Source organism: Streptomyces sp. TP-A0874, assembly GCF_001748085.1.
Lineage (GTDB): Bacteria > Actinomycetota > Actinomycetes > Streptomycetales > Streptomycetaceae > Streptomyces.
In genome coordinates this window covers 151,200-165,324 of record NZ_BBZK01000005.1, presented here as the reverse complement: position 1 = coordinate 165,324, position 14,125 = coordinate 151,200, and the positions used below count along the sequence as shown (strand labels likewise).

The following is a 14,125-nucleotide window of genomic DNA, read 5'->3' as shown; positions in this document are numbered from 1 at the left end:
CGTCAGGTGCGGTGCGCGGCCGCTCCGGCCGGGAACCCCCACCTGGCACCGCTCCCGCACGGGCGGACGCTGTCTGCCGCGGCGCGGGGCGGGCGGGCCGCCGGATCGGTCGGACGGGCGGCGTGCTGCGGCGCGCCGCCCGTCCGACGTTCCGGGCACCGTCCACCCTTGGGCCGAGTGTGAGAAACCCGACTGTTCGTCGTGGCCGGCTCGTGGTCCCCGCTCTTCTGGCGTGTATGTTCCGGGGCCGAGAGCATGGAAGGGACCGATCCGGTGAACAACAAGCTTGCGGCCGCACTCTCCGGCGGTGCGGTGCTGATGCTCGTGCTGTCCGGCTGCGCCGAGGGGAACCAGAAGGTCGACGAGTACGCCAAGCGGATCTGCGACCAGCTGGGGCCCCAGCTGAAGAAGATCAGCCAGGCGAACCAGTCGATCACCTCGACCGCGGCCGACGGCAAGCCCGAGGACATCAAGAAGGCCGACTCCGCCGCCTTCGACAAGATCTCCAAGGCGTACGCCGCGATGTCCGCCAGCGTGGAGAAGGCCGGCCCGCCGCCGGTCGAGGGCGGCGCCAAGACGCAGCAGGAGGCGGTGAAGGAGCTGAAGGGCACCTCCCGGGCCTACAGCGACCTGAAGAAGTCCGTCGACCGGCTCGACACCATGGACCAGGGGAAGTTCGCCGAGGGGCTGAGCGGAATCGTCGAACAGCTCGACGAGATCAACCGGCTCGGCGGCAAGGCGATCCAGAAGTTCCAGTCCGGCGACCTCGGCGCCGCGATGGGGCAGCAGGCCGGCTGCCAGCGGCCGGGGGGCGAACTGAAGCCGAACGGCGATAAGTGAGGTCCGGCGCGGCGGCCCCTCCGGCCCCCGCGCCGGACCAGCGGTCGCCGCCCGGGTGGTGTCGAGCCGTCGACCGGCGGGCCGGGAGCCCCGACAATGGCCAGGTGACTACGCACCGCCTCCCCACTCCCGACGCCGACCGCACGTCCCGGCTGCGCGAGGCCCTGCTCACCGCAGGCTTCACCGCCGACGGGCTGCTCGAACTGCTCGGCGCGCCCGCCTACACCGCCCTCGCCCGGAACGAGACGGTCCCCGCGCTCCGGGCCACCCGCGGCGGTTCGCCGCTGGAGGCCCTGGCCAGACTCTTCCTGCTCCAGCACCCGGTGCCCTACCGGCAGGCGCTCCGGGCGCTGCCCGTCGAGGAGTGCCTCGCGGACGGCTGGCTGCTCCGGGACGGCGAGGAGGTGCGGTCCGGTGTCGACGTACGCCCCTACGGCGGGCCGGAGGGGCAGGACTGGTGGATCGTCTCCGACCTGGGCTGCGCGGTGGGCGGAGCCGGCGGTGTGCCCGTCCCCGCCGACCAGCAGGACGGCGGCCCGCCGGGGACCGCGGGGGCCAGGCCGCGGGCGGGCGGCGAGGACGACGCGGGCCTGGTGCTGGGCGTCGGGGGAGCCTCCACGACCCTGGCCGGCATCACCGTGCGGACACCCGTCGCCCGGGCGCTCGACCTGGGCACCGGCTCCGGTATCCAGGCGCTGCACGCGGTCGGTCACGCCCGGCGGGTGACGGCCACCGACGTCAACCCGCGCGCGCTGGCGTTCGCCCGGCTGACGCTGGCTCTGTCCGGCGCCGGCGAGGCGGAGTTCCGGCAGGGCTCCCTCTTCGAGCCGGTGCAGTCCGAACGGTTCGACCTGATCGTCTCCAACCCGCCGTTCGTCATCTCCCCGGGCGCCCGGCTGACCTACCGGGACGGTGGGATGGCCGGCGACGAACTGTGCCGAACGCTGGTCGAGCGGTCGGCCGAGCACCTCACCGACGGCGGCTACTGCCAGCTGCTCGCCAACTGGGAGCACACCGGTTCCGCCGACTGGCGCGAACGGCTCGCGGCCTGGGTGCCGAGCGGCTGCGACGCCTGGATCGTCCAACGGGACGTACAGGACGTCACCGAGTACGCGGAGCTGTGGCTGCGGGACGCCGGCGACCACCGGGCCGGCCGGGAGCGGTACGCCGCCCGCTACGACGCCTGGCTGGAGGAGTTCGAGCGCCGCGGGACCAAGGCCGTCGGGTTCGGCTGGATCACGCTGCGCAGGTCGGGCTCCGAGTCGCCTTCCGTCACGGTGGATGAATGGCCGCATCCGGTGCAGCAGCCGTTGGGGGAGGCGGTGCGGGAGCACTTCGCCCGGCAGGACTTCCTCCGCCGGACGGACGACGCGGAGTTGCTCACCACCACGCTCAAGCTGGCGGACGGGGTGCTGCAGGAGCAGGTGGGACCGCCGGGAGCGGAGGATCCGGAGCACGTGGTGCTCCGTCAGGAGTTCGGCATGCGCCGGGCGGCCCGGGTGGACACGGTGGGCGCCGGGTTCGCCGGCGTCTGCGACGGAACTCTCTCGGCCGGGCGCATCCTCGACGCCATCGCCCAACTGCTGGGCGAGGACCCGGTGGTGCTGCGGGACCGGATGCCCGAGTCCATCCGGATGCTGGTGGGCCAGGGATTCCTGGAGCCGGTGGAGGGCTGAGCGGGGGAGGCGAGTACGCGGGCGTCAGCCCGTCGGCCCTGCCCGAAGTCCCGGGGTACGACCGACGGTCGCGGCCCGTCGACGGAACCCCCGTCGACGGGCCGCGACCGTGCCGGCTACCGGCCGATGCGTCTCAGCCGCGCAGTACGCGACCGTCGCTGTCGGTCCGGTCGTTGCTGATGAAGAAGATGATGGCGTCGATCAGCGCCCAGAGACCGAGGCCGCCGCAGGTCAGGAGCTGGGCTATGCCCATGCCGATGTGCCCGGTGTAGAAACGCCCGATCCCCAGGCCGCCGAAGAAGAGCTGGAGCAGACCAGCCACGATCTTGGACTTCTCGGAGTAGGGCTGGCCGTTCGGGGCGACCGGCTGGCCGGGGTTCCCCATCGGGGGCGGAGCAGGGTACGACACGGGTGTTCCTCCTGAGCGGTGTGACTGACGCCGGTCGAACAAGGGGACGACGCCGGCGAGGAACAAGCTGCCATGGATGGGTTGTCCACCGCGATCCCGGAGGGGAATCGTCACCATATGGTGACGATTCCGGGAGGTTTCGGTGTGCCGCGGATGGTTCTCGCACCTCAACCGCCGGGTGGCTCGGTGCCGGTGACTGTGTGAATGGCGCACCGGAGGAGGCCGTGGGACGGGATGGTTCCGGGCCGCGCCCGTCCGGGGTGCCGGGCCGCCGAAGAGACTGAGCGAGCGTCAGCCCACGAGGTTGCGGGCCAGCGTCCAGCAGACGGCGGTCGCCAGTACCGCGGCGGTGCCGAGGCGGCCGAAGGAGGGCCGGTAGCGCCGCCGGCGCACCCCCTCGAACAGCCAGCGGAAGCCCAGGTAGGCCCCGAGCGGAACACCGAGGAGCAGCAGTGCGGCGTTGTCGCGGAGCGCCGCGGCGAAGTCGCCGTGCATCAGGTCGTACGCCATGCGGGTGCCGCCGCAGGCCGGGCAGAGCAGGCCGGTGGCCCAGTTGAAGGGGCACCGGGGCAGCCAGTGTCCGGACTCGTGCGGGTTGGTGCCGTAGAGGTAGACGGCGGCGGCGATCCCGGCCGCGAGCACCGCGAGGGGTGCCGCGGCCGGATGCCCGGTGGCCCGGCGTCGGACCGCCGTGGTGTCAGCCACGGAGCGGGCGACCTTCGGAGTCGGTGGCGCCGCTGCCGGCGAGCAGCATGATGCCGTCGACCAGCGACCAGATGCCGCAGCCGCCGCAGGTGAGCAGCTGGGCCACGCCCATGCCGATGTGTCCGGTGTAGAAACGCCCCACGCCCAGCCCGCCGAGGAAGAGCTGCAGCACACCGGCGACGATCTTCGACTTCTCGGAGTACGGCCGACCGTAGGGGTCGTAGCCGTAGGGCGCGTTCGGGTCGCCCGTGTACGCCCCGCCGAGCGGCTGCTGCTGCGCGTAGCCGTAGCCGCCCTGCGGGTAGCCGTACCCCGCCTGCTGGTGGGCGCCGTAGCCGGGCTGGCCGTAGGACTGCTGGCCGTCCTGCGGGTAGCCGTAGCCGCCGTTCGGGTCCTGCGGTGCGCCGTAAGGGTTCGAATTGGACATGGGCTGGGCCCCCCGATGTGTTCTGGACGGTTGTGCGGGACTGGTGAACCAGCGCGGTCACCGCCCGCCATCCTGCCAGTGGTGCCACCGCTGGTTGCAAGACCGGGGGGCGACCGGACGCCGGACCCCGGCCCCGCCCGGTGCCCGGCGCGGGATGGCAGGATGCGGGGATCCCCGGCTGTCCGAGCGCGGGCGACATGCTTGTCGGGTTACCGTTCGAGTGGCGTTGCGGACTTTTCCCGTTTGACATGGGGCCGGGAGGTACCGTCACACTCCGCAGCGTCACACCGTGCCCGTTACGAGTGGCGATGCCTATCCACTGAGAGCCGATCCGGAGAGAAGAGCGAAGTTGTCCCCGACCAGCGAGCCCGCGAAGGGCGAACGCCGACTCGTCATCGTCGAGTCGCCTGCCAAGGCGAAGACGATCAAGGGTTACCTCGGCTCCGGCTATGTGGTCGAGGCCAGCGTCGGGCACATCCGCGACCTGCCCAGCGGAGCGGCGGAGGTGCCCGACAAGTACACCGGTGAGGTGCGCCGGCTGGGCGTCGACGTCGAACACGACTTCCAGCCGATCTACGTCGTCAACAGCGACAAGAAGAGCCAGGTCAGGAAACTCAGGGAGCTGCTCGCCGAGTCCGACGAACTCTTCCTCGCCACCGATGAGGACCGCGAGGGCGAGGCCATCGCCTGGCACCTCCGGGAGGTGCTGAAGCCGAAGGTTCCGGTCCGCCGGATGGTCTTCCACGAGATCACCAAGTCCGCGATCCGGGAGGCCGTCGCCAACCCCCGCGAACTCAACAAGCGCCTGGTCGACGCCCAGGAGACGCGCCGGATCCTGGACCGCCTCTACGGCTACGAGGTCTCTCCGGTGCTGTGGAAGAAGGTCTCCCGCGGGCTGTCCGCCGGGCGGGTGCAGTCCGTGGCCACCCGGCTCGTGGTGGAGCGGGAGCGGGAGCGGATCGCCTTCCGGTCGGCCGAGTACTGGGACCTCACCGGCACCTTCGGCACCGGCCGGGCCGGTGACGCGACCGACCCCGGGACCTTCGGCGCCCGGCTGAGCGCCGTAGACGGCAGGCGGGTGGCGCAGGGCCGGGACTTCGGTTCCACCGGCGTCCTCAAGGAGGGTGCGAACGTCCTCCACCTGGACGAGGAGGCCGCCCGGGCGCTCGCCGCAGGTCTGGAGGGCACCGCCTTCTCGGTGCGCTCGGTGGAGGCCAAGCCGTACCGCCGCTCGCCGTACGCGCCGTTCCGCACCACCACCATGCAGCAGGAGGCCGCCCGGAAGCTGGGCTTCGGCGCCAAGGCCACCATGCAGGTGGCGCAGAAGCTGTACGAGAACGGCTTCATCACCTACATGCGGACCGACTCGACCACCCTGTCGGAGACGGCGGTCAAGGCGGCCCGCGCCCAGGTCACGCAGCTCTACGGCGCCGACTACCTGCCGGACAAGCCCCGGATGTACGCCGCCAAGGTGAAGAACGCCCAGGAGGCGCACGAGGCGATCCGGCCCTCCGGGGACCGCTTCCGCACCCCGGCCGAGACCGGCCTCACCGGCGACCAGTTCCGGCTCTACGAGCTGATCTGGAAGCGGACGGTCGCTTCCCAGATGAAGGACGCGGTCGGGCAGTCGGTCACGGTCCGGATCGGGGGGCGTGCCGCCGACGGCCGGGACGCGGAGTTCTCCGCCTCCGGCAAGACGATCACCTTCCACGGCTTCCTGAAGGCTTACGTCGAAGGCGCCGACGACCCGAACGCCGAGCTGGACGACCGGGAGCGCAGGCTCCCCCAGGTCAGCGAGGGCGACGCGCTCTCGGCCGAGGAGATCACGGTCGACGGTCATGCGACCAAGCCCCCGGCCCGCTACACCGAGGCGTCGCTGGTCAAGGAGCTGGAAGAGCGGGAGATCGGCCGCCCGTCGACCTACGCCTCGATCATCAGCACCATCCTGGACCGGCGCTACGTCTTCAAGAAGGGCACCGCGCTGGTGCCGTCCTTCCTCTCCTTCGCGGTCGTCGGGCTGCTGGAGAAGCACTTCGGGCGCCTCGTGGACTACGACTTCACCGCCAAGATGGAGGGCGACCTCGACCGGATCGCCGCCGGCGAGGCGGAGTCCGTGCCCTGGCTGCGCCGCTTCTACTTCGGCTCCGAGGAGAACGGGCGGGCCGGAGCGGCGGCCGAGGCCGGCAACGGCGACGGCGACCACCTCGGCGGGCTCAAGGAACTCGTCACCGACCTGGGCGCCATCGACGCCCGCGAGGTGTCGTCCTTCCCGGTCGGCGAGGGCATCGTGCTCCGGGTCGGCCGCTACGGACCGTACGTCGAGAAGCCGTCGCCCAAGGAGGACGAGCCGGGGCAGCGCGCCGACGTGCCCGACGACCTCCCCCCGGACGAGCTGACCGTCGAGTACGCCAAGGAACTGCTCGCCAAGCCGACGGGCGACTTCGAGCTGGGCACCGACCCCGAGACCGGGCGGCCGATCGTCGCCAAGGACGGCCGGTACGGGCCGTACGTCACCGAGGTGCTCCCGGAGGGCACCCCGAAGACCGGCAAGAACGCCGTCAAGCCGCGCACCGCCTCGCTGCTGAAGTCGATGTCGCTGGACACCGTGACCCTGGAGGACGCGCTCCGGCTGCTCTCGCTGCCGCGGGTGGTCGGCGTCGACCCGGAGTCCGGCACCGAGATCACCGCACAGAACGGCCGGTACGGGCCGTATCTGAAGAAGGGCACCGACTCCCGCTCGCTCGAGTCGGAGGAGCAGCTCTTCACCCTCACCCTGGACGAGGCGCTGGCGATCTACGCCAAACCGAAGCAGCGGGGGCGGGCGGCAGCCAAGCCGCCGCTCAAGGAACTGGGCGTCGACCCGGTCAGCGAACGTCCGGTGGTCGTCAAGGACGGCCGTTTCGGCCCGTACGTCACCGACGGGGAGACCAACGCCACCCTGCGCCGGGAGGACGAGGTCGAGACCATCACCCCGGAGCGCGGGTACGAGCTGCTCGCGGAGAAGCGGGCCAAGGGGCCTGCCAAGAAGACCGCCAAGAAGACCGCGGCGAAGAAGACGGCCACCAAGAAGACGGCGGCGAAGAAGACGGCGGCCAAGAAGACCGCCACCAAGACGGCGGCCAAGAAGACCGCCACCAAGGCGGCGGCGAAGAAGACCACCGCGAAGAAGACCACCACCAAGAAGAGCGCCGCGGGGAAGAGCGGACCAGCCGACTGAACCGGGCCGTCGGCCCGCGCCACCGCCGACGAAACCCGGAAAGCCGCCCGATCCGCCCGGAATAAATGGAATAGTTCGGGGCGGTCCGGGCAGTTGTTCGGGCACCGCGACGCTGCTTGGGTCGCTCCCGATAGGCTGGCCGAATGACGCGAGCCGAGCAGCCAACGGTCGTGAACCCCACTTCCGATCACCTTGCCGCGGACTCCCGTGAGCGCGCCGTACGAGCACTGCTGCGATTCCCGCCGCTGCGGCGGTTGTGGACCGCGCAGCTCGTCAGCGGAGTCGGGGACGCGCTGGCCCTTCTGGTGCTCCTCCTGCTGACGCTGCATGCGTCCGTGGTGCAGGACACCTTCGGGGTCGGCTACCGCGGTGCGGCCTTCGCGGTGGCCGCGGTGATCGGGGTGCGGGCGCTGGCGACCCTTCTCTTCGGGGCCGTTTTCCTGGGACCGCTCACCAGGCTCACCGCACCCTCCGGCCCGCTCGACCGCCGCTGGACGATGATCGGTGCGGACGGAGTACGCCTCGCGCTGCTCATCGTCGCGCCGCTGTGGACGGACTGGACGCCCGCGAACGCGGTGCCGTGCCTGCTGGTCACCGTCTTCGTCGTCGGTGTGGCGGAGCGGGTCTGGGGTGTCTGCCGGGAGAGCGCCGCGCCCATGCTGCTGCCGGCCGCACCGGCCGAGGGAGCGGCCGTACGCCCGCTGCCCGACAACCTGGACGCGCTGCGGAGGCTCTTCCTCCGCACGGACTTCCTGGCGCTGCCCCTCGCGGCGGTCGTGCTGGTCGTCGTCACCCTGCTCAACAACCTGCTCGGCTCGGGCTTCGGCTGGTTCCGCCTCCACCAGGTGGCGCTCAGCTCCTACGTGGCCTCCGGGCTGTTCGCCGCCGCCGTCTCGGCGCTCTACTTCCTGGAGATCCCGGCCGGGCAGTCCCCACGGCCGCGCTCGCCCTTCGAGGGCCTCCGCCGTCCGCGCGTCGGCAAGGACACCGACAAGGGCCGCACCGGGGCCGCCCCGCTGATCGTCTTCGCCTGCGCGTCGGTCGCCGGCGCTGTCGCCGCGGGGGTGGCCCTCGCCGCTCTGCACGCCGCCGACCTGGGCGGCGGGCCGATCGGTTTCGCGCTGCTCGTCCTGGCACTGACCGGCGGCACCGGCGCCGGGATCCGGTTGGCTCCGAAGGTGCTCCCGGCGCTCTCCCGGCGGCGGCTGCTGGCGATGGCCCTGGCCGTCACCGGACTGGCGCTGCTCGCCTCCGGACTGACCCCCGACGCCACCACCGTGCTGTTCCTGGTGCTGCTCGCGGGGGTCGCGGCCGGTATCTCGGCCAACACCGGACACGTCCTGCTCGACCAGGAGAGCGAGGAGAGCCGACGGGCCCGGACCACGCTGCACCTGCACGCCGTCGTCCGCGTCTTCGTCGGCGGTGGCGCGATCGCCGCCCCGCTGCTCGCCGCGGCCATCGGCCCCCACCGCCTGGCACGGAACGGTTTCGTCTTCGCCCACGGAGGCGCGGCCTTCACCCTGATGCTCATCGGCGCCCTGCTGCTGCCCGTGGCGGCGCTGGTTCTCGTCAAGACCGACGACCGCTCAGGCGTACCGCTCCGCCAGGACCTGCGGGACGCGCTGCGCGGCGGCGGCCCCGACCGGGAGTCCCTGGCCGAGAACGGCTTCTTCATCGCGGTCGAGGGCGGCGACGGCGCCGGCAAGTCCACGCAGGTGGAGGCGGTGGCCGAGTGGATCAGGGCGAAGGGCCACGAGGTGGTGGTCACCCGCGAACCGGGCGCCACCGCCGTCGGGAAGCGGCTCCGCTCGATCCTGCTGGACGTCTCCTCGGCGGGCATCTCGCACCGGGCCGAGGCGCTGCTGTACGCGGCGGACCGGGCCGAGCACGTGGACAGCGTCGTCCGGCCGGCCCTGGAACGCGGCGCCGTCGTGATCTCCGACCGCTACATCGACTCCTCGGTCGCCTACCAGGGAGCCGGGCGGGATCTGTCGCCGACCGAGATCGCCCGCATCTCCCGCTGGGCGACCGGTGGCCTCGTCCCGCACCTCACCGTCCTCCTGGACATCTCCCCGGAGACCGCGCGGGAGCGCTTCACCGAGGCGCCCGACCGGCTGGAGTCCGAGTCCGCCGAGTTCCACCAGCGGGTGCGGAACGGCTTCCTCACGCTGGCCGCGGCCGACAGTGCGCGCTATCTGGTCGTCGACGGGGGGCAGGAGCCGGAAGCCGTCACCGCGGTGGTGCGCCACCGTCTCGACCAGATGCTTCCGCTCTCCGAGGCGGAGATCAAGGCGCGGGACGAAGCCCGGAAGGCCGCCGAGGAGGCGGCTCGGCGGAAGGCCGAGGAAGAGGCCGCGCGGAAGGCCGAGGAGGAGCGGCTGGAGCGCGAGCGCCAGGAGGAGCTGGCCCGGCAGCGGGCCGAGGAGGAAGAGCGTGAGCGCCGCGCCATGGAGGAGGCGCGCGAGCGTGAGGCCGAGCGCCAGGCCGAGGCGGCGCGGCTGAGGGCCGAGGACGCTCAGCGCCGGGTCGACGAGGCGCGCAGGCGCCGGGAGGCCGAGGAGAAGGCCCACGCCGCCGAACAGGAGCGGTTGCGGCAGCGGGCCGAGGAGGAGGCTCGGCTGCGGGCTGAGGCCGCGGCGCGTCGGCTGGAGAAGCAGCGGGAGGCCGAGGAGGCGCTGCTGCGGGCCGAGCAGGCCCGGCTGGCCGCCGAGGCGGCCGCCTCCGCTGCGGCGCACCCGGACAACGAGACCACGGTGCAGACCCCGATGGGGCGGGACTCCGGCCCCGGGCACCGGGAGGATTCCGCCCCCGAGGCAGGCTCGGGCGGGGACTCGCGGGACGCGGACCGCGGACCCGCCGGCTCCGGCCCGGCCTCCAGCTCCGGCACGGAGTCGGGACGGCAGAGCGACCGGGACTCCGACTCGGGCTCGGCCTCCGGATCCGCCTTCGGATCGGACGGCGGGACCGGGACGAACCCGGACGCCGAGGCAACCCAGATCATGACCGTCGACCCGCGGCTCGGAGCGGTCTCCGACTCGGAGGAGACGGCGGTGCTGCCGCAGCTGCCCGAGCAGGGGTACGGGCAGTCGACCCTCCACCCCCAGTCGGAGGTGGAGCGCACCCGGGAGCTCCCGCAGGTCGAGGAGGACTCCGGTGGTGCGCGGGGCAGGTCCCGGCCGCGCCCGGACTGGGCCGAGGAGACGCCGTTGGACGATCTGCCGACGCTCGCGGACGAACTGCTCGGCCCGCGTGAGGACGAGGACGGCGACGGCCCCGGGTCGGGCGCCGAGGGGCGCCGCCCCTGACCGGACGGCGGTCCGCAGGGTTCCGCGTCGGCAGTCGGCCGCCGCTCACCGGGTTCGGGGAGCGGCGGCCGTTCCCGTGTCCGCAGGCGAACGCCCCCGCCCGGACGGTTCTCTCCCCGGTCTCCCCGCAGCCTCGGCCGGTCGGTGCCTGCCGGTCCGGCTCCGGGCTGTCAGCCCGGTGCACCACAATGGGGAGCGGTGGTACGAGGCGCGCCACCGGTCGGCGGTTTCCGGGGCCTGGACCGGAAGCGGCCCCGCACCGCCAGGACGAGGGCGGACGAACGGCGGCAGGGCAGCCGACCAACTGTCGAGAACGGTGGCAAGGCGATGACGGTGTGGGACGAGCTGGTCGGGCAGGACCAGGTGATCGAGCATCTCGCCGCCGCCGCCCGGGACGCGGACGCCCTGGTCACCGCGGAGGCCGCCCGGTCGGAAGCCGCCGCCTCCGCTCCACACGGCGAACCGCCGCGGCCGAGGTCGGCGGCGACGTCGATGACCCATGCCTGGCTGTTCACCGGGCCGCCGGGTTCCGGCCGGGCCACCGCGGCCCGCGCTTTCGCGGCGGCGTTGCAGTGCGTCAGCCCCGACCGGGCGCTGGGCTCCGCCCCCGGCTGCGGGTTCTGCGACGGATGCCACACCGCGCTCATCGGTTCCCACGCCGATGTCGAGGTGGTCCGCAGCGAGTTGCTCTCCATCGGTGTGAAGGACACCCGGGACCTCGTCCGCCGGGCGCAGCTCGCGCCGGCCGGCGGACGCTGGCAGGTGATCGTCTTCGAGGATGCCGACCGGCTCACCGAAGGCGCGGGCAACGTCCTCCTCAAGGCCGTGGAGGAGCCCGCCCCCCGCACCGTCTGGCTGCTGTGCGCCCCGTCGATCGAGGACGTCCTGCCGACGATCCGCTCCCGCTGCCGGCTCCTCACGCTCCGCACCCCTCCGGTGGCGGCGGTGGCCGACATGCTGGCGCGGCGGGACGGCATCGCCCCGGAACTCGCCGCCGCCATGGCCCAGGCCACCCAGGGGCACATCGGCCGGGCGCGGCGACTGGCCACCGACGAGCGGGCCCGCGCCCGCCGGGCGGCCGTGCTCCGGATGCCGCTGCGGATCGACGAGGTCGGAGGCTGCCTGAGGTCCGCACAGGAACTGGTGGACGCGGCGGCTGAGGACGCCAAGCAACTGGCCGAAGAGGTCGACACCAAGGAGACGGAGGAGCTGCGGGCCGCGCTCGGCGCGGCCTCGGGAAGCGGTGGCCGGCTGCCGCGGGGGACGGCCGGAGCGGTGAAGGACCTCCAGGACCGGCAGAAGAAGCGGGCGACCCGCACCCAGCGGGACACCCTGGACCTCGCGTTGACCGACCTGGTGTCCTTCTACCGCGATGTGCTGGCCGTGCAACTCGGATCCACCGTGCCGCTGGCCAACGCCGACGTGCGGGACGCCGTTGAGCGCGTGGCGCGGGAGACGAGCGCCGAGCGGACACTGCGCCGCATCGAGGCGGTGCTCGCCTGCCGGACCGCCCTGGACCGCAACGTCGCCCCGCTGCTCGCCGTCGAGGCGATGGCCATGGCCCTGCGGGCGGGCTGAGGGCCGGGCGGTTCGAAGGCCGGGACTGGTGAACGTCGGCGCGGCTCCCGGTCGCCGGTCCGCCCTCCCGGGCCCCGGTGTGCCGAACGGTCCGCCCCGGCGGCTCACCCGTAGGTGGGAAGAACCGGGCCCGTCGGGGGCGGCTCCCGATACCCTCCGCCACAGAGCCAGGGCCCGGGCGGGCGAACGTCGCCCAACGGGGCCGAATGGACCTGCCTGCACTGTGACGAGGGGCGCACCATGGACAGCAGCCGTCTGCTCCGCACCACCGGTCTGGCCCTCGCGGTCGCCGGTCTGCTGACCTCCGGCTGCTCCTCGGGCGGACCCGCTGCCGGCGCCGACGCGGGGCGGGCCGCTCCCCGGGCAGCGCTGCTCCAGCCGCTGGACGAGGAGATCCCCGAGGAGCTGAAGCCCTACTACGGGCAGAAGCTGCGCTGGCGGAAGTGCGGAGCCGACGGCTTCGAGTGCGCCCGGATGAGGGCGCCGCTGGACTACGGGAAGCCGGGGAAGGGCGGGGACATCGAGTTGGCCGTGGCCCGGAAGAAGGCGACGGGCCGCGGCGGACACCTCGGCTCCCTGCTGGTGAACCCGGGCGGCCCCGGCGGATCAGCCGTCGACTACCTGCGGACCTACGCCGGGATCGGGTACCCCCAGGAGGTCCGGGAACGCTACGACATGGTGGCCGTGGACCCCCGGGGGGTGGCCCGCAGCGAACCGGTCCGATGCCTCCCCGGCCGGCAGATGGACGCTCTCACCCAGGTCGACCTGACCCCCGACGACCAAGCCGAGGTGGAGACCCTGGTGGAGGCCTTCCGCGGCTTCGCCCAAGGCTGCCAGCGGCGTTCCGGGGAACTGCTGGGACACATCTCCACCATCGACTCGGCCCGCGACATGGACGTACTCCGCGAACTGCTGGGGGACGAAAAGCTGAACTACGTCGGAGCCTCCTACGGCACCTTCCTCGGGGCCACCTACGCCGGGCTCTTCCCGAGCCGGTCCGGTCGACTGGTGTTGGACGGCGCCATGGACCCGGCACTCTCCGCACGGAGGATGAACCGCGATCAGACCGCCGGGTTCGATACCGCGTTCACGGCCTTCGCGGAAGACTGCGCCGGCCGCAAGGACTGTCCACTGGAGGGCGGTAACGCCCAAGAGGTGGGGGAGAGTCTCCAGCGCTTCTTCAGGAAACTCGACGCCGAACCCCTGGCCACCGGGGAGGACCGGCGGCTGACCGAGTCCCTGGCCACCACGGCCGTCATCGCGGCGATGTACGACGAGGGCGCCTGGGCACGGCTCCGCGAGGAGCTCAAACAGGCCATGGCGGGAAAGGGGGAGGGGCTGCTCAAGCTCTCCGACCTCTACTACGAGCGAGGGGCGGACGGCAGCTACTCGAACCTGATGCCGGCGAACTCCGCCATCAACTGCCTCGACCTCCCCGCCGCCTTCAAGGGGCCCGAGGAGGTTCGCGAACACCTGGGTTCCTTCCGGAAGGCCTCACCGGTCTTCGGCACCGGCCTCGCCTGGGAGGCGCTGAGCTGCGCCTACTGGCCGGTCGAAGCCACCGGGAAGCCGCGGCGGATCGAGGCCGAGGGGGCCGATCCGATCCTGGTCGTGGGCACCACCCGGGATCCCGCGACGCCGTACGTCTGGGCCCGGTCGCTGGCCGACCAGCTCCGCTCCGGCAGGCTGCTCACCTACGTGGGCGACGGCCACACCGCCTACGGGCGCGGCAGCCACTGCGTCGACTCGACGATCAACGGCTACCTGCTTGAGGGGAAGGCGCCCTCCGACGGCAAGAAGTGCGGTTGACAGCGGGCGGTGCCCGGACGGCTCCGGTCTCCGCCGCCGCGCTCCGACCGGGTTTGCGGACGAGTGGCGGAGGTACGGGCGGGGCCGACCGCTGGGACCAAACCCGGTTCGGGGCACCCCGCCCGACTGTGTAAACTGAGCGCTGTTGCCGATGCCGCT

The 14,125-nt window shown here is 72.7% G+C and carries 9 protein-coding genes; 6 read left to right on the top strand and 3 right to left on the bottom strand.

Going from position 1 to position 14,125, the window contains the following annotated elements:
• The first annotated feature begins 273 nt into the window (after positions 1–273).
• Positions 274–840 carry a small secreted protein gene (locus BGP73_RS23045; protein WP_170837792.1) on the top strand — a complete coding sequence of 189 codons (567 nt, stop codon included), beginning with the start codon at positions 274–276 and terminating at the stop codon, positions 838–840.
• A gap of 104 nt (positions 841–944) precedes the next feature.
• Positions 945–2,516, top strand: coding sequence for a N5-glutamine methyltransferase family protein (locus tag BGP73_RS08320; protein WP_069813287.1), 1,572 nt, complete (start codon positions 945–947; stop codon positions 2,514–2,516).
• Between the two features lie 133 nt (positions 2,517–2,649).
• Here the strand turns inward: BGP73_RS08320 and BGP73_RS08315 are convergent, their stop codons facing one another.
• The 3 genes from BGP73_RS08315 to BGP73_RS22555 all read right to left on the bottom strand — a co-directional run bounded on the left by BGP73_RS08315 (position 2,650) and on the right by BGP73_RS22555 (position 4,057).
• On the bottom strand, positions 2,650–2,901 hold the full coding sequence (locus BGP73_RS08315; RefSeq protein WP_069813285.1) for a TM2 domain-containing protein: 252 nt from the start codon (positions 2,899–2,901) through the stop codon (positions 2,650–2,652).
• Between the two features lie 315 nt (positions 2,902–3,216).
• Positions 3,217–3,630: a DUF2752 domain-containing protein gene (locus tag BGP73_RS22560; RefSeq protein ID WP_069813283.1), complete on the bottom strand. Its 414-nt coding sequence runs from the start codon at positions 3,628–3,630 to the stop codon at positions 3,217–3,219.
• On the bottom strand, positions 3,623–4,057 hold the full coding sequence (locus tag BGP73_RS22555; RefSeq protein WP_069813281.1) for a TM2 domain-containing protein: 435 nt from the start codon (positions 4,055–4,057) through the stop codon (positions 3,623–3,625). Before BGP73_RS22555 ends, BGP73_RS22560 begins: the two co-directional genes overlap by 8 nt.
• A 349-nt stretch (positions 4,058–4,406) precedes the next feature.
• Between BGP73_RS22555 and topA the strand changes: the two genes are divergently transcribed.
• From topA to BGP73_RS08285, 4 genes are all read left to right on the top strand, one after another.
• Complete coding sequence (gene topA, locus BGP73_RS08300; RefSeq protein ID WP_069813279.1) at positions 4,407–7,274, top strand: type I DNA topoisomerase; 2,868 nt, start codon at positions 4,407–4,409, stop codon at positions 7,272–7,274.
• Between the two features lie 143 nt (positions 7,275–7,417).
• The gene (tmk, locus tag BGP73_RS08295; protein ID WP_079127340.1) at positions 7,418–10,579 is read left to right on the top strand and encodes a dTMP kinase; all 3,162 of its coding nucleotides are present in this window, start codon (positions 7,418–7,420) and stop codon (positions 10,577–10,579) included.
• A 327-nt stretch (positions 10,580–10,906) separates the two neighbouring features.
• Positions 10,907–12,157, top strand: coding sequence for a DNA polymerase III subunit delta' (locus BGP73_RS08290; protein WP_069813275.1), 1,251 nt, complete (start codon positions 10,907–10,909; stop codon positions 12,155–12,157).
• Positions 12,158–12,397: 240 nt separating this feature from the next.
• Positions 12,398–13,966: an alpha/beta hydrolase gene (locus BGP73_RS08285; RefSeq protein WP_069813273.1), complete on the top strand. Its 1,569-nt coding sequence runs from the start codon at positions 12,398–12,400 to the stop codon at positions 13,964–13,966.
• Positions 13,967–14,125: the final 159 nt, after the last annotated feature.